Source organism: Deltaproteobacteria bacterium, from assembly GCA_009692615.1.
Taxonomy (GTDB): Bacteria; Desulfobacterota; Binatia; order UBA9968; family UBA9968; genus DP-20.
In genome coordinates this window covers 1-14,803 of sequence record SHYW01000125.1, presented here as the reverse complement: position 1 = coordinate 14,803, position 14,803 = coordinate 1, and the positions used below count along the sequence as shown (strand labels likewise).

Genomic DNA, 14,803 nt, shown 5'->3' with positions numbered 1-14,803 from the left:
GGCAAATCGAGGCAAAACTAAGGACCCTATTAACCACGAGAGCAAAATGTAATCTGATATAACTTCGCAAAAACTGTAACTCATTACGAAAAAAACGATCTATCCTCCGCTGCCCTGCTTCCAGGGCAGTTGTTCAGAGGTTCCTAAAGGAGAAAACATGGCCGACGACATGCAAGTGAAACGGGAAATCGTCCTTGAGGCCGACGCCGAGACTTTGGCGCGTTTGCGCAAGGAAGGCCACGCTCGCGGCTTCACCGTCTATTGCGACGAAGGCGAACGGATCGGCGGCGATAATAGCGCGCCGCCGCCGCTGGCTTACTTCGGTTTGTCGGTGGGCTTTTGACTACTGACACAAATTTCCCGGTACGGGGAAATGCTCAAGACCCACATCGACAAGGCCAAAGTGTTCGTCACCGCGCGCTTTAAGAACGAAGGCTCGGTGCTGCGCGAAACCGTGCAGGCGGAGGGCTTGGGCGTGGAAACGCGCTGCGAGATTACATCCAGTGAAGCGCCGGAGAAAATCGCCAAAGTCATTCGCAACGCCGAAGCGGGCTGCTACGTGATCCAAACCATTCGCCGGCCGACCGAAGTGAAAAGTGAATATACGCTCAACGGCGCGGCGTTCGATCCGGCGGCGTTCAAAAAGTAGGGTGTTTAGGGATTGTTGAAAAAGATTTCTCACCACAGAGTTCACAGAGATCACAGAGCCTCCTTCATCCTCCCCCGCATGCGGGTGAGGAAAGAGGAGGAGAAGAATTAACCGCAAAAAACGCAAAGAGCGCAAAAAATTAGGAGGAAAGATGACTGTCGATAAAGAATTTTTCAATGTGAAATATAAAGAAGGATCCCTCGATCCCAAGACCGCGCAGCTGATTTTCTTCGCGGTCTGCATTTCCATCGGATACGAGGATGGCGCGACGCTGCATTTGAACAAGGCCCGGGAGTGCGGCGCGTCGGAGGATGAGATCACCGAAGCGACGGTTTACGCCATGCGGCCGGCGGCGGCCAAGGTGCGCAATCTCGCCAAGGCGATCGTCGCAAAAAAATAGTTGCCGTTATTTTCAAAATCCCGCGAGTTAAGGAAGTAAATTGTCGATGAACCAATGGACAGTTGACGTTACCGAAGAAAGTTTCGAAGCGGAAGTATTGGCGCGCTCCACGGAAGTGCCGGTGCTGGTGGATTTCTGGGCGGAGTGGTGCGGGCCGTGCAAAGTGTTGGGCCCGGTGTTGGAAAAATTGGCCGGTGAGTACGCCGGCGGATTTATCCTCGCCAAAGTCAACGTCGACGAAAATCCGCAGCTGGCCACCGCCTTCGGCATCCAAGGCATTCCCGCGGTGAAATTATTTCGTGACGGCGATCTGGCGTCGGAGTTCACTGGCGCCTTGCCGGAACCGACGTTGCGCGAATTCTTAACCAAATTTTTGCCGTCGTCGGCGGACAAAGAAGCGCTGGCAGCCGCCGAACTCGAGGCCGAAGGTAAAGTCGACGAGGCGAAAGCGGTCTATCAAGCGATCTTAGCGGGCGATGCCAATCACGGTAAAGCGCTCTTGGGTCTGGGCCGCTTGGCGATGATCGGCGGCGACCGCGATGGGGCGATGAATTATCTAGAGCGAATTCCGTTGATCGCCGCCGAGCGCAAGGAAGCGGATCGTTTGCTGGCGCGGATCAATTTGCAAGCCGGCGCTTCGGCCAACGAGTCTGTATTAAGAGAGAAAATCAAAGCCGATCCCAAGGACATGGAAGCGCGCTTCGAGCTGGCGCAAAGTTTGGCCGGGGTGGAAAAGTATCAAGAAGCTTTGATCGAGTTTCTTGCCATCGTCAAAGCCGACCGCAAATTCAAAGACGACGGCGCGCGCAAGGCGATGGTGCAAGTCTTCGAAGTGTTGGGCCCGGAAGATCCGTTGACGGATCAGTTTCGTTCGGAACTGGCGGCGGTGCTGTTTCGCTAAACTGTCGCGCGCGTTTATTAGTTTTTTCCGAATCATTCACCGCAGAGACACGGAGAACGCAGAGTTCGGCGCAGAGATCCGTAGGATGGAGTCCGCGAAGCGCATCGATCGATGGCAACTTGTCAACGATGCGGTTCCCTTCGATCACCGCATCCGACAACCCATGCTAGCTGTTTTCGCAGCGGATATGAAGGACGAGCGAAAGTTATGAAGACAGGCATATTGGCGTTGGCCGTGTGGATATTTTTTTCATGCTCCAGCGTTTCAGCGCAAGTCAGCAAAATGACCGTCGGCTATGGCTCCATCAGTGCGGCGCAGTTTCCGGCGTGGATGGCCAAAGAGGCGGGGATTTTTAGCAAGAACGGTTTGGACATTCAGCTGGTCTTTTTCCGCGGCAGCACGACGGCTGTGATGGCGCTGTTATCGCGCGAGACGCCGATCAGCCAGGTCACCGGCCCGCCGATCGTCAGCGCCAGCTTGAGGGGCGCCGATTCGGTGATGATCGCCGGCGGTTCGGTGATCGCCGACTACTGGCTCATGAGCCGGCCGGAAGTTAAAACCGCCGAGCAGCTCAGAGGCGGCGCCATCGCGGTCTCGACCTTCGGCGGCCAGGCCGATTTTGTCGCGCGCGTCGCGCTTAAAAAGCTCGGCCTGACGCCGGTGAAAGACGTCACAATCATCCAAATCGGCACCGCATCGGATCGCGTGACCGCCTTGGAGACCGGCAGAGTGCGCGCCGCGGTGCTCAACCCACCGGATAGTTTCGTCGGCCAGAAAAAAGGTTTCTACACGCTCGCGGCCGTGAGCCTGCCGACGCAGAGCACCGGCGTCGCTTCGACGCGCCGCTTCATTCGGGAAAATCCCGACCTGGTCAAAAGGTATGTCAAATCGCAAATCGACGCCGTCCATCGGATCAAGACCGATCGCGAGTTCGGCATGCGCGTGCTGCTCAAATATCTCGGCGCCCAGGACAAAGAGATCATGGAGAAGACCTACGACGATGTCAGCGCGGACCTGAAACTGCCGACGAAACAATATCCGACGCTGGAGGGAATCAGAAATATTTTAGAGCCGCTGGCCGAGACCGATGCCAAGGCGAAGGCCGCTAAGCCGGAAGACTTTGTCGATATGAGTTTTGTTCGAGAACTGGATCAGAGCGGGTATATCGACAGCTTGTACAAGAAGAAGTGATCGCTGAAGGAGGCATCATGAGCATGATCACGCGGGAACAAGCCAATCGCATCATCGAAGCGATCTTCGCGCGCGGCCGTGAGTTGGCTTGCCGGCCAATGAGTGTGATCGTCGTCGAGCCGGGCTGCAAGGTGAAAGCGTTTCAAAAAGAAGACGACTCAGCGATGATGCGCTTCGAGATGGCCTACGGTAAAGCTTACGCGGCGCTCGCTCTCGGCCGCTCGTCATCGCTCGTGCGTATGCGCACCGAAGAGCGGCCGTTGTTCATGCAGTATTTAATTCGCGCCTCGGACGATCAGATTTTTGCCGAAGGCGGCGGCATGTTGATCCGCGATCAAGCGGGCGACGTCATCGGCGCCGTCGGCGTCACCGGCGACACCCAAGAGCGCGACGAAGAACTCGCCGCCCACGGCATCCGCGCCGCGGGATTGTTGACTGATGAGGATTGCGCCAATCTTGGCACGAAAGTGCGGCTGAAAAACTGAAGAAGGCAATAGGCAACAGGCATTAGGCAATAGTCAGAACGGAAAAGGGCTTCATAACTATTGCCTGTTGCCTAATGCCTGTTGCCTTCTTTCACGCGATCCATTCGGAGACCGGCGCCTTCGCGTCTTGCAACGGCTGGCAGACGATGTCGACTAGAGTCGGTCCGTCGTGCGCTAACGCTTCTTTCAACACCTTCGCTAATTCGTTCGGTTCGGTGACGCGCCAGCTTTTGACGCCGAAGGCGGCGGCGACGGCGGCGTGATCGGTGACGGTGAAGTCGACGGAAAAATAACGTTGGCCGTAACCCGAGCGCTGTCCGGCTTTGATCCAGCCGTAGGTGGCATTGGCGATGACGATAAACATCACCGGCAGGTGATAACGCACGGCGGTTTCGAGCTCGCCGCAGGTGAAGCCGAAGCTGCCGTCGCCCATGACCGAGACGACTTTGACATTCGGCTTTGCGAAATGGGCACCCATCGCCGCCGCCATCGAGTAGCCGAGGGCGCCGTGGGCGCGGTTGGAAATAAATTTCCGGCCGCCGCCGCGCACCTGATAGTACGCAGAGAAATATGGGCAAGGCGTTCCCGCGTCAGCGACGATGATGGCATCGTCATTCAGCGCGCGGGAGAGTTCGGCGACCACGCGTTCGGGTTTGATCGGCGTGTCATTGGATTCGGCTAGCGCTTGGAATCTAGCGAACTTTTGTTCTTTTGCCACTTCGACATTTTTTGCTTCAAGCGGTCGGTGCGTCGCGGCTAGCGCTTCATTCAACATTTTTAGCCCGAGTTTGGCATCGCCGATCAGCGCTGCGTCTGCTGGATAATTCTTGCCGGGAACTGCCGCATCGACATCGAGATGAATCACTTGGGTCGCTCCCTTCGCGGGATGGCGCCAACGTTCGCTGGTCACCGAGCCGGCGCGGCAGCCGATGAAAAAAATTAGATTGGCTTGGTCAATGATCGCGCGGGTCTCAAGGGTGCCGCCGTTGGAGCCGACCACGCCGACCGCGAGCGCATGCTGTTCGTCAATCGAGCCTTTGCCGCTGATGGTGGTCGCCACCGGCGCCGACAGCCGTTCGGCGAGTTGGACGAGTTCACTCTCGGCTTGTGAGATCACGACTCCGCCGCCGCAGATAAACACCGGATTGCGCGCATGAGTAAGTATGCGCGCGGCGGCTTCGACTGAATTCACTTCGGGGGCGATCCGTTGCGCCGGACAGCTACCGAATTTTGGATCGCAATAAATTTCCGCGCTTGCTACTGAACCATTCTGGACATCGAACGGTAGTGCAATATGCGCCGCGCCGGGCCGCCCGGAAGTGATTTGCTTGAACGCTTCGCGAAACGCTTGGGGCAGATTTTCGGCGCGATCGAGCACGGTGTTCCACTTGGTCACCGGCCGCATGAGCGCGTCGATGTCTAGCTCGGTTAACGTGTAACGGCCGCGCGCGGCGACGGAAATATCGCTGTTGATGCACAAGAGCGGCACGGAAGATTCGTTGGCTTCGGCGAGACCGGGAATGATGTAAGTCACGCCGCCGCCGCTCGGTCCTTCGCAGACGCCGACTTTGCCAGACACCCGCGCGTAGCCGTCGGCCATGTAGGCTGCCGAGCGCTCGTCGCGGGCTAGAATATGGCGCATGCCGTGTGGCAACCGCGCCAGAGCGTCGTAGAACGGCAAGCTGGTGTCGCCGCAAAGGCCGAATATAATTTCGACGCCGTGCAGTCTGAGCATTTCTACGGCGGCTTCGGCGCCAGTGATCGAATCGGCTGTCATCGCCTCGAAGCGTAACAGGGCGGCGCCGGCGTGACAACGCTTTGATGTCGGTTCAAGAGCGGTTTGTGCTACATTAGCGGCGATCGGAAAGGAGTTCGAATATGTCAGCTGGGCAAGTTACCGTGGTGGTGTGCGTCAAGGCCAAGCCGGAAACCAAAACGCAGGCCTATGAAGCGTTGCAAAAGTTACTGGCGCCGACACGACTGGAAAAAGGCTGTATCAATTACGACATGCACGTCGCCAAAGACGATGATTCGGTATTCCTGTTTCACGAGAATTGGATTAGCGAGAGTGACATGAACAATCACTTGGCGGCGCCGCATATCCAGCGCATTTTCGAACTGGCACCGGCGTTGTTGGCGGAGCCGATCGAACTGACGCTTTGGCGCAAAGTCGATTGAGGTTTGTCGCGAAGCGATGAGTGCTGGACGCAACGGCAAACCGTACAGCGGTGGAGATTATCACGCGCCGTGGTGGTTGCCGGGCGGCGACTTGCAAACTATCTACCCGCGCATGATGGCGGGGCAATATCCGATTAGCTATCGGCGCGAGCGCTGGGAGACGCCCGACGGCGATTTCATCGATTTGGATATTGTCGATGCCAATCATGACAGCGCGAAGTTGCTGGTGTTGTTTCACGGTCTTGAAGGTTCGTCGCAAAGCCACTACGCGCGCAGCTTACTGGCGTTTGCGAGCCGCCGAGGTTGGCGTTGCGTCGTGGTCAACTTTCGCGGCTGCAGCGGTGCAATGAATCGCTTGCCGCGCGCCTATCATTCCGGCGATTCCGCCGAGATCGATTGGATCCTGCGCCGGCTGAAAGCGCGCGATCCGCGCAGTGAAATTTACGCCATCGGCGTATCGCTCGGCGGCAATATGCTTTTGAAATGGCTCGGCGAAACAGGCAGCGAGGCTGGCGCGATCGTCGAACGCGCCGTGGCGGTATCGGCGCCGGTGGATTTGGCCGCGGCGGCGAGCGTGTTGGACTTCGGCCATCGCCGATTGATTTATACCCGCCGGTTTCTGCGCTCGTTGAAACGAAAAATGCTGGCTAAAATTTCTCAGCACGGTTTGAACATCGATCCCGCCGAGATTTTGACCTGTTTGACGTTTCGTCAAATCGACGATCTCTACACCGCGCCGATTCACGGTTTCAAAGATGCCGACGACTACTGGACAAGATCGAGCAGCAAGCCGTGGCTCAAGCACATTCAAATTCCAACTCTTATGATCAACGCGCGCAACGATCCGTTCTTGCCGGCATCCGCGCTGCCTCGTGATGGAGAAGTATCCGATTCAGTGACTTTGGATTTCCCTGATTTTGGCGGGCATGTGGGATTTGTCTCAGGAAATTTTCCCGGTAGGCTCGATTGGTTGCCAAAGAAAATTTTGCATTTCTTTATCGCTTGAAGGTTTTGGTCATGGAGCCCTTCGCTACGCACTTCGTGTTACTCAGGGCGGTCGGAGGTAAAAACGCCGATGTCCCTCGATACGGTTTCTACGAAACCTACTCGGGAATTCGGAAAATAAAATCCGATTCCCCGAGTAGCGGCCTTCCGATGTCGCGTATCGAGGGGTACGGACCTACGCTTCGAGTTTCAATTCTTCACGGCGTGAACATTGCATTCACCGACGAAAACGACGCGCCCGGTTTGGGGCCGCCAGAGATCAGGTAGATCGAGTTGCCGATGACTGCCGCACCGAGGCCGTGGCGGGCGGTGGGCATGGGCGACCAACGCTGCCAGTGATTTTTTTCTGGGTCGTAGGACTCGACTTGGTTTTGAGTTTTGCGGCTATATTCGCCGCCGAAGACGAAAATTTTTTCGTTAAATGACACGGCGGCAACGCCGCTGCGCACGCTGGGGATCGGCGCGCGCGTGCTCCAGAGGTTTTTTACCGGATCGTATTCCTCATTGCCGCTGACGCTGCGGTCGTGGTTGCCGTTGATGCGGCCGGCGATGGCGTAGAGTTTGCCGTTGACGACGCCGATGGCGTGATGATCGCGCGGCGTCGGTAGCGGCTCGCGTTTTTCCCAGCTATCTTTTACCGGATCGTAAGCTTCGTTGGCGTTGGTGTTCTTGCCGTTGGTCGAGACGCCGCCGACAGCGTAGATCTTGCCGTCGATGATCCCGACGGCTAATGCGCCGCGCGCCGTTGGCAGCGCTTTTTTGCCGGTCCATCGATCGGCGGCCGGATCGTATTCGTAGACCGTATCGACCGGTCCGACGCCGGAGATGTAGCCGCCGATGACGTAAATCTTGTCGTTAACCGCGGCGGCGCCGATATGGTGCAGCGGTTTGGGCAAAGAGGCGCGCCGCCGCCAGCTATCTTTAGCGGGATCATATTCTTCCACCAGATCGCCATTTTTTTCGTAGCCGCCGATGAGAAAAATTTTGCCGCCAATCTCGGCGGCGGCGACCTCGGTGCGCGCGGTTTGCAGCGGCGCGCGAATCTGCCATTTGCCGGGCAAGGCGGCACCCACGCTTAGTTGAGTGAAACTAAGTAGCAGTAGACCGAGTGCGAGTACGCGAAGGCTTCGCATCTTTACGCTTAATTCGAAATTGTCGATTCGCTGATACGGCGAAATTTACGACGGGTAGGGATTGGCCAGCGCGTGTTGTTCCATCAACGCTTGCAAATCGACCATGGTGTAGGCGCAATATTTCGGATCGTAGCCCAACTTCTTTGCGGTTCGGCCCTGTTCTAAGATGCGCTGTAGGATCATGCGATTGAGCGGTCCGTGGCCCATGCGGTCGGCATGTTGCACCAAGTCGGCTTCGGCGTGCTCGGTGAAGTAAATCGCCTGGCGTTTACTCATGCCGTAGTGAGTGACGAGCGCCTGGCCCCATTGTTTGGACCAGTGGCCGAGGGTTTCTTCGTAGACATGGGCGCCCCACAACTCGATGATCGAGCCATCTTGGAAAACCCGCCGGCAATAGTCGCTGATGGCGCGGCCGGCTGCGGAAGCTGGTTGCTCGAACAGTTCCTCTTTGGACAGGCCCAACGCATTCGCTGTTTCCAGCAGGATCAAAATATGGCCAGGCGGTTTAGGTGAAATCAATTCCTCGGCGACTTTGTCGCACAGCGGCCCGAGTAGATCGAAGTTGTCGACGAAAAATGGCAGATGAACGTAGTAAGAGACTGCATTGAGGGCGACGACCTCAATCGAAAAGAGACCCCAGTCTTTAAAGAAACGGCGCAAGCAAGCGAGCGGCAACGTTCCTTCACGCAGCCGGGTCATAAACTCGCCGCGATTGATGGTGCGGTCCCAATGCTGGTGGACATCCTTGTAAAGGTTGTCGACGGTGGTTTTAGCTTGGGCGGAATCCATTTTGGGTTTATTGAACGGGCTCGGTTCGGCGCCGGTTGCGAGCTTTTACCGCAGGCGAATTTCTTGTATTGTTTAAACCTAAATGAAATCGGGAGTCAATCACCATGCGGTGAGTTGAATCGAGGGAGCTATGGAAACTTTAACGCCGGAAGAGTTTCTCAATCAGTTGGTCGCCACCCGCGAAGCGTTCTGGGAGAAGATGAACGCCGAGCGCAAAAGTTACGGCGCCGAGAAGCCGCTTAGCGCCGCCGTGGTGCTGCGCCGCTTGCAATTCGGCGTGGTGATGGAACGCAAAGCGGCGGAAGTAACCGCGCCGTGGGTCGGGAAGATTCCCGATCTCGATTTGCAGCAGCCCATGTCCGAGTACGTCGTCAACGAACTCAGACATACGACGATCCTGCGCCAACGGATTAGCGAACTCAATGGCGATCCCGATGCTTTGTGGAATAGCCCGCTGACGGAGTTAAAAGAGCTGTGGGATTTTCATTCCTCGTTAGGTTCGCTCTGCGAGTTGATCGCCAGCGTGCAGTTCGGCCATGAAGAATTTTTCCCGCGCACCTCGAAGTCGTTTATCGAACGGGTGACGGCCATCGATCCGACCACGGCGGCGATTTACCGCGACGTTTTGCTCGCCGAAGAAGCAGGCCATGAGTGGATCGCGCCGGAGATTCTCAAGCGCTATGCCACGGATTCCGTCGCGCAGCAGAAATGTCTAGAGGCGCTGAAAAAAGGCTGTGAGCTATTTGGCCGGGCGATTCTGAGTTTCAATCAGAGCATGCCGGCGTAAGTGCGGCGCGATGACGTAGTCGGCGACCCGTTCAACGGTGGTCTGATCGGCAGGCGTTAATAATGTTTGTGCTCGATACGTTTGCCGTAGGTGACTTCGCCTTTATCGATACGCAGGGTAAAGCCGCAATCGGGATTGGTACAAGCCCAGGCTTTGTACATCACGGAGGCGCCTTCTTGGCCGTAATCCGATAGGGGAATCAACACCCCATTGTTGCATTTCTGACATTTCGGCAGCTCCATCTCCGCTCCTCCTTCTCGACACGGCCAATCGACGACTCCTGTTTAAGAAAAATTCTATTGTATCGCGCTGGGAGAAATCAAGCTGGAGACTGGTGACGACGCTCAGCCGAGATTTCGCGCTTGACGGTTGGCGGGCGGGAAGGGGCAAGCCCTCCGCAGTGAAGCCAATGGGCCTCTGCCCCTAACTATTCTTGGATTACGGTGCGACGGAGTCGATCGGGAGGAGCCTCATAGTTTGGCGCCGCGGATAAAATAAACTTTGTGATTTCACAGTCGGGTGGCTTCACTGCTCCAGGCTTGCCCCTTCCCGGTGAGTGGATGATTAATCTGATGTTCGGTCCAATCGGTAGTTGGCCGGAAACAAAAAAAGGGGCAATAGATGATTCGATTACCCCTTTGAAGAACGAGAGCGAGAGAGGTTACTTGGTCTTCTTCTCCATCGCGCCGTCTTTCTTTTCCATCACATCCTTGCTTTTTTCGGCGGTCTTTTTAACTACCTTCTTAGCTTTACCTTTGGCCTTGCCCTTGGTCATATCCTCGGCCTTGTCGCCCACTTTGTCGGTGACCTTCTCGGCCATCTTGTCCATTTTCTTGTCCATGGCTGGTGCCGAAGGAACCGCGGGAGTGGCTGGAACCGCCGGCTTGGCTTGGCCGAAGCTCACCCCTGCGAAAGCTAGAGTCGTCACTGCTACGATAACTTTAATTGCGTTTTTCATGATCTCACCTCCTTTCAACGTTTAGACGTTGCCCCCTTCATTCAATTCAAAAGGACCATGGAATGTCGCAAAACTCAAGCGCAACGATGGTCCGGCGCGGGCAATTGTTCAACGAAGCCGTGGGTTGGGGTTTTGGCGTTATAGACCGTAAAAATGACGGGCGTTGTCTTCCAATAGTTTCTGGCGCACGGGCGCAGCGATATCACTGCGATCCTTGAGTAGCGTGGCGGTGCCTTCGGTGCGATCGGCGTGAGGAAAGTCGGAGGAGAACATGAACTGATCTTCGCCGACTTCGCCGATGATTTTGGGCAGCGTCGCTTCGTTGCCTTCGCAGCCGAAAAACAGCCGGCCAGTTTTCAAATAATCGCTGGGCGGATGGCTGAGCAGATCCTTGGCGCCGTAGCGCGGATTGTCAAAGTGATCGTCCATGCGTTCGACATGGGCCGGCACCCAGCCGATGCCGCCTTCGAGAAAGGCGAATTTCAGATTCTTATAGCGGTCGAGCAGGCCGGAGCAGAGCACGCTGGTGAGGCCGGCCATGATCGGAAAAATGCCGGCCAACACGCGGTTGGGAAAATGATGCTCGAACAACGTGTCGACGTAAGGAAACTGCAAGCTGAAGTGCACGGCGATCGGCATTTTGACCCGGTCGCATTCGGCGAAGAAAACATCGTGGTCAGGATGATCGAGTCGGCGCGCGCCGGCGGTGCCGTTGATCATCACCGCTTTGACGCCCATGTCGCTCAGGCGAGTGATTTCCTTGGCGGCGCCTTCAGGATCGAGCAGCGACACAACGCCCACGGCTTTCAAGCGGTCGGGCGCTTGGTTGCAAGCGTCGTTGAGCCAGGTGTTGTAGGCGCGGCAAATGCCATTGCCCAAAATCCCGTCGGGCCAGGCATTGGCATGCAAGAGAAAGCTTGGGTAGATGAACTGCAAGTCGATCCGCTCGCGGTCGAGGTCGGCTAAGCGCTCTTTGATGTTGTTCAGCGTTTGGCTGCCGGGCGAAGCGCGCCGCGCCGATTGCAACGCTTTGCCCGGAGGGGCGGCGGTTCCCGGCGCGCCGGCGCCTTTGATGGTCGGCCGTTTGTAAGAGGTCTGACCGTCGACGACCCAAAAGTTATGTCCCTGTTCGTCGCCGAGCAGCCGCGGCCGGTAATTGCGCAGGGCCGGCTCCATGTGATTGTCGAAAATCTCTTCGGTCTCAAAAAAATGTCCGTCGCTGTCGATAATCATTGTCTGCGGCTCTCCTCACGAAAAATTCAAATCAGCTGATAATAATTGCTCAAACCCATTGCCACCCGCGGGCGCGGTTATCACTTGGAACGCTTCGACACCGCGTCGGGATCCAAGCCGGTCGGGCAGGGATAGGCTTTGATGCTGTGTTTGATGTTATTGCGCGCCATCAGCTCGGCGTAGCTCACACCCACCGCTTTGGTATTGATCACCGGCACGCCGAGATGGGGTTCCAATTCTTCCGGCGTGACGACGTAGGGATAAATCTTGCCGCCCAGCGGGATGATCGCTTGGGCGCCCTGGGCGACCAGTTCTTTACCGACCTTCAGTGTATGCTCGATAACCACGTCATGGTAGCCGGATAGATCGCCGGTGTCGTACAGCGCGACGGTGCGGATGCCGGTGACGAAGGACGACATGCCATAAGTCTGCACCAGCCGCATGGTGTGCGGCATGTGGGTTTCCAGCGGCACGATCAAACCGAAGCGGTCGCAAATGCTGGCGGCAAAATGGAGCGACGCGCGCAGTAAACCGATCACCGGAATGCGCACGGCCAAGCGGCTCGCTTCGACGCCGGGATCGAAAGTGTTGCTCTGGATAACCGCGTCGAAGCCTTGGCGCTCGGCTTCGATGGCTTTTTTTACCAACGCCGGGGTTTCCAAAATATGATGCAGGCCGGAGAGCGCCTTGCGTTCTTCGAGTAAGCTCAAGACCGCGCCGCCGCCGAGATCTTCGGGATAGGCGAGTTCAAAAGTTGTGTCCGGCGAGGCGTAGCTTTTGAGCAGCTTGGCGATGTGAACTTCGAGCTCAGCGGAATGGCGTTGGGCTGAATGGTTTAGAAACATGAAGCGCATGGGGGTTCTCCTTCCGAAAATTAGGACTTATAAGACTTATGGGACCAATACAATTAGCCGCCGAAAATCGCTCGTTGTTGTTTAGCGTACTCGTCGAGTTTTTCCGCCAACGCAGGGTTGACCGGGACGATTTTTAACTCTTTCAACATGGCGGCTTGCTCCATGGCAACGTCGCTGCGCGCGATATGGCGCCCCGGCGTCTGCATCAGCTTCTGCCCTTCACGCGAGAGTACGAACTCCAAAAACAATTTCGCCGCGTTGGCATGGGGTGCGCCGGTGGCCAAGCCGGCGCCGACCATGATCGCCGGCACTGGGCCGAGGGCGGTCCAGTCGATGGGCGCGCCGCGCTCTTTCATCCGTTCCACCGACGACACTGGAATATTGATATCGAAAACGCCCTCGCCGGCGGCGACCAATTGCGCCAGCAACTCGTGGCCTTCGCGTGGGCTGGGCTGCTGCTTGGCCAGGGCGCGCATAAAATTCATGCCGCGCTCCTGACCGAGAATTTGCAGCATGCCGGCGAACCAATCGGCTTTGGTTCCCTCCATCAGGAGCTTGCCTTTCCATTTCACGTCGAGCAGATCGTCATAGTTTTTCGGTAAACTCGCTTTCGCCGCCAGCTTGTTGTTATAGGCGGTAACGTAGGCGTTGTAATAAACCGTGGTCCAAAATCCCTCTTCTTTAAATTGGCTGGGATAAGAAGCGTTGGATTGCGGCAGGTAGCGTGCCAGGACGCCGCTGCGATTCAAGATATGCATGCTGAACTCGACGGTTTGAATCACGTCGGCGAAAGTTTTCTTGGCGCGAAACTCGGTGAGTATGCGGGTTAGCAACTTTTCGCTGCCGGTGCGATTCAATTTGACCTTGATAAAAGGGTAACGCTTCTCAAACTCGCCGATGATCGCGTTGGCTTCGCCGAGATTCATCGACGCATAGTAAACCACTTCAGCTTCGCGCTTGGCGGCGTCGAGCAAAGCATCATTTGTAGCCGCGACCGTTGGCTTAACTATGGCCAACCAGCAAAGGAAGACGAAGCCAAACTTGATCATGTTGCACTTACCCCAATGATTCGATGAAGCCGCTATCTTCCAGTTCCCGGACATAGCGGTCGTCGACGAATTTTCGCGCGTCGGCGCCTTTGGCTTCGGGTAATTCGTTGGCCATGAAGTCGAGCAGAGTTTGGAGCGAGGCGACAACGGGATAGGGCGCCCGCGGCATGCCGGGTTGGGTGAGGTCGTAGGTTTCTTCGGCGATGGTGCGGTCGGCGATGCCGCTATAATCGGCCTGGACATCGACGGTGAATTCGCGGTCGGTGCGGTAGCGGTGCATGCCTTCGACGTAGGCCTTGACGAACTTGCGGGTGATCTCGGGATTCTTTTCGATATAATCGCGCCGGCCGGCGATCCCGCCGAGCGCATAATTGAGTCCGTACTCGGCGAAGTCGAGCAAATATTTGCAGCCATGGCGCACCGCGTCAATGCATTCCGGCGGCGTGCCGACGACGACGTCGACTTTGCCGCTAAGTAGCGCGTCCATTTCCGCTTCGGCGCCATGGGCGATGGCCACTTCTTGCAGCCCGCTGATTCCAGCGGCGGCCAGTTTGGCGATGACAAACTTCACCAAGGCGTCGCCAATGCCGCCGTCGGCCACGGTGCCGATTTTCTTGCCTGCTAATTCATGGCGACTGCTGATTCCCGGCCGGCCGACGAGAAACTGTTGATTGATGCCGCCGGTTAAAAATACCACGTCCGCTTCGCCTTTGAGATTCGCTCTGAGCGGAGCGGGAGCGGCTAAATTGCCAAATTGAATTTCGCCGGACAGCAATCCGCGCACAACGCCGCGGGCGCCGCCCATCACCGGCGGGCGCGGGACATCGAGTCCATGTTTTTGAAATAGTCCGGCTTTCCAGGTCACCATCATTGGTCCGGCGCCTTGGCCGACGGTGGCGAAGCCGGCGTTGATCTTGATCAAATCTGCCATAGCGAACATCCGACGAAATATTTCATGCACTATTCCTATCACGATTACGGAATGGCGAGTCAAGCGCTGCGGTGGTTTTTACTCTCGGCGATTTTGTTTCGCGACTTTACGTGTCGTAGCAACGTCAATATGTCATGTTAACAGCAACGCGATTATGTCAGGGTAGTGCGTTGGGTTGAGGTCGTAAGTTAGAAACCTGGCCATAGCGGAACCCCACCTTGTTGGAGTTGGTTCGATATAGGCCAAGTGTGTGCGTCGTT

18 protein-coding genes are annotated in these 14,803 nt (G+C 56.6%); 9 read left to right on the top strand and 9 right to left on the bottom strand.

What is annotated here, in order from left to right:
• The first annotated feature begins 157 nt into the window (after positions 1-157).
• From EXR70_21935 to EXR70_21910, 6 genes are all read left to right on the top strand, one after another.
• Positions 158-343 carry a hypothetical protein gene (locus EXR70_21935; protein ID MSP41157.1) on the top strand — a complete coding sequence of 62 codons (186 nt, stop codon included), beginning with the start codon at positions 158-160 and terminating at the stop codon, positions 341-343.
• A gap of 3 nt (positions 344-346) precedes the next feature.
• Positions 347-649 (top strand): hypothetical protein, encoded by a 303-nt coding sequence (locus EXR70_21930; protein ID MSP41156.1) that lies wholly within the window; start codon positions 347-349, stop codon positions 647-649.
• Positions 650-800: 151 nt separating this feature from the next.
• Complete coding sequence (locus EXR70_21925) at positions 801-1,049, top strand: hypothetical protein (protein ID MSP41155.1); 249 nt, start codon at positions 801-803, stop codon at positions 1,047-1,049.
• A 46-nt stretch (positions 1,050-1,095) separates the two neighbouring features.
• On the top strand, positions 1,096-1,950 hold the full coding sequence (gene trxA / locus EXR70_21920; protein MSP41154.1) for a thioredoxin: 855 nt from the start codon (positions 1,096-1,098) through the stop codon (positions 1,948-1,950).
• Positions 1,951-2,061: 111 nt separating this feature from the next.
• Positions 2,062-3,141 (top strand): hypothetical protein, encoded by a 1,080-nt coding sequence (locus tag EXR70_21915; GenBank protein ID MSP41153.1) that lies wholly within the window; start codon positions 2,062-2,064, stop codon positions 3,139-3,141.
• A 17-nt stretch (positions 3,142-3,158) separates the two neighbouring features.
• Positions 3,159-3,626: a heme-binding protein gene (locus EXR70_21910; protein MSP41152.1), complete on the top strand. Its 468-nt coding sequence runs from the start codon at positions 3,159-3,161 to the stop codon at positions 3,624-3,626.
• Between the two features lie 91 nt (positions 3,627-3,717).
• On the opposite strand, the gene EXR70_21905 is transcribed toward EXR70_21910, so the two are convergent.
• On the bottom strand, positions 3,718-5,403 hold the full coding sequence (locus EXR70_21905) for a thiamine pyrophosphate-binding protein (GenBank protein MSP41151.1): 1,686 nt from the start codon (positions 5,401-5,403) through the stop codon (positions 3,718-3,720).
• Positions 5,404-5,504: 101 nt separating this feature from the next.
• Between EXR70_21905 and EXR70_21900 the strand changes: the two genes are divergently transcribed.
• Together EXR70_21900 and EXR70_21895 are read left to right on the top strand one after the other, a co-directional pair.
• Entirely contained in the window at positions 5,505-5,804 is a 300-nt protein-coding gene (locus EXR70_21900; GenBank protein ID MSP41150.1) for an antibiotic biosynthesis monooxygenase, read from the top strand.
• 16 nt (positions 5,805-5,820) lie between these two features.
• Positions 5,821-6,810, top strand: a complete 990-nt coding sequence (locus EXR70_21895; protein ID MSP41149.1) for an alpha/beta fold hydrolase — start codon at positions 5,821-5,823, stop codon at positions 6,808-6,810.
• Between the two features lie 196 nt (positions 6,811-7,006).
• On the opposite strand, the gene EXR70_21890 is transcribed toward EXR70_21895, so the two are convergent.
• Positions 7,007-7,942, bottom strand: coding sequence for a galactose oxidase (locus tag EXR70_21890; protein ID MSP41148.1), 936 nt, complete (start codon positions 7,940-7,942; stop codon positions 7,007-7,009).
• Positions 7,943-7,987: 45 nt separating this feature from the next.
• On the bottom strand, positions 7,988-8,731 hold the full coding sequence (locus EXR70_21885; GenBank protein MSP41147.1) for a hypothetical protein: 744 nt from the start codon (positions 8,729-8,731) through the stop codon (positions 7,988-7,990).
• Positions 8,732-8,861: 130 nt separating this feature from the next.
• On the opposite strand from EXR70_21885, the gene EXR70_21880 reads away from it, so the two are divergent.
• Positions 8,862-9,518 (top strand): hypothetical protein, encoded by a 657-nt coding sequence (locus tag EXR70_21880; protein MSP41146.1) that lies wholly within the window; start codon positions 8,862-8,864, stop codon positions 9,516-9,518.
• 56 nt (positions 9,519-9,574) lie between these two features.
• Here EXR70_21880 and EXR70_21875 read toward each other — a convergent pair whose 3' ends face one another.
• The 6 genes from EXR70_21875 to EXR70_21850 form a co-directional block, all read right to left on the bottom strand.
• Positions 9,575-9,760 carry a hypothetical protein gene (locus EXR70_21875; protein ID MSP41145.1) on the bottom strand — a complete coding sequence of 62 codons (186 nt, stop codon included), beginning with the start codon at positions 9,758-9,760 and terminating at the stop codon, positions 9,575-9,577.
• A 419-nt stretch (positions 9,761-10,179) separates the two neighbouring features.
• On the bottom strand, positions 10,180-10,476 hold the full coding sequence (locus EXR70_21870; GenBank protein MSP41144.1) for a hypothetical protein: 297 nt from the start codon (positions 10,474-10,476) through the stop codon (positions 10,180-10,182).
• A 138-nt stretch (positions 10,477-10,614) separates the two neighbouring features.
• Positions 10,615-11,709: an amidohydrolase gene (locus tag EXR70_21865; protein MSP41143.1), complete on the bottom strand. Its 1,095-nt coding sequence runs from the start codon at positions 11,707-11,709 to the stop codon at positions 10,615-10,617.
• A gap of 80 nt (positions 11,710-11,789) precedes the next feature.
• Positions 11,790-12,563 carry a hypothetical protein gene (locus EXR70_21860; protein ID MSP41142.1) on the bottom strand — a complete coding sequence of 258 codons (774 nt, stop codon included), beginning with the start codon at positions 12,561-12,563 and terminating at the stop codon, positions 11,790-11,792.
• Between the two features lie 53 nt (positions 12,564-12,616).
• Positions 12,617-13,981, bottom strand: coding sequence for an extracellular solute-binding protein (locus EXR70_21855; GenBank protein ID MSP41141.1), 1,365 nt, complete (start codon positions 13,979-13,981; stop codon positions 12,617-12,619).
• A complete protein-coding gene (locus EXR70_21850) occupies positions 13,620-14,552 on the bottom strand; it encodes an ABC transporter substrate-binding protein (GenBank protein MSP41140.1) in 933 nt (310 codons plus the stop codon). Before EXR70_21850 ends, EXR70_21855 begins: the two co-directional genes overlap by 362 nt.
• Positions 14,553-14,803 lie beyond the last annotated feature (251 nt).

Coding starts and splice junctions, on each gene's coding strand:
- EXR70_21935 (MSP41157.1), top strand. CDS start 158: ATGGCCGACGACATGCAAGTGAAACGGGAAATCGTCCTTGAGGCCGAC.
- EXR70_21925 (MSP41155.1), top strand. CDS start 801: ATGACTGTCGATAAAGAATTTTTCAATGTGAAATATAAAGAAGGATCC.
- trxA (MSP41154.1), top strand. CDS start 1,096: ATGAACCAATGGACAGTTGACGTTACCGAAGAAAGTTTCGAAGCGGAA.
- EXR70_21915 (MSP41153.1), top strand. CDS start 2,062: ATGGCAACTTGTCAACGATGCGGTTCCCTTCGATCACCGCATCCGACA.
- EXR70_21910 (MSP41152.1), top strand. CDS start 3,159: ATGAGCATGATCACGCGGGAACAAGCCAATCGCATCATCGAAGCGATC.
- EXR70_21905 (MSP41151.1), bottom strand. CDS start 5,403: ATGACAGCCGATTCGATCACTGGCGCCGAAGCCGCCGTAGAAATGCTC.
- EXR70_21900 (MSP41150.1), top strand. CDS start 5,505: ATGTCAGCTGGGCAAGTTACCGTGGTGGTGTGCGTCAAGGCCAAGCCG.
- EXR70_21895 (MSP41149.1), top strand. CDS start 5,821: ATGAGTGCTGGACGCAACGGCAAACCGTACAGCGGTGGAGATTATCAC.
- EXR70_21890 (MSP41148.1), bottom strand. CDS start 7,942: ATGCGAAGCCTTCGCGTACTCGCACTCGGTCTACTGCTACTTAGTTTC.
- EXR70_21885 (MSP41147.1), bottom strand. CDS start 8,731: ATGGATTCCGCCCAAGCTAAAACCACCGTCGACAACCTTTACAAGGAT.
- EXR70_21880 (MSP41146.1), top strand. CDS start 8,862: ATGGAAACTTTAACGCCGGAAGAGTTTCTCAATCAGTTGGTCGCCACC.
- EXR70_21875 (MSP41145.1), bottom strand. CDS start 9,760: ATGGAGCTGCCGAAATGTCAGAAATGCAACAATGGGGTGTTGATTCCC.
- EXR70_21870 (MSP41144.1), bottom strand. CDS start 10,476: ATGAAAAACGCAATTAAAGTTATCGTAGCAGTGACGACTCTAGCTTTC.
- EXR70_21865 (MSP41143.1), bottom strand. CDS start 11,709: ATGATTATCGACAGCGACGGACATTTTTTTGAGACCGAAGAGATTTTC.
- EXR70_21860 (MSP41142.1), bottom strand. CDS start 12,563: ATGCGCTTCATGTTTCTAAACCATTCAGCCCAACGCCATTCCGCTGAG.
- EXR70_21855 (MSP41141.1), bottom strand. CDS start 13,981: ATGCGCTCGGCGGGATCGCCGGCCGGCGCGATTATATCGAAAAGAATC.
- EXR70_21850 (MSP41140.1), bottom strand. CDS start 14,552: ATGTTCGCTATGGCAGATTTGATCAAGATCAACGCCGGCTTCGCCACC.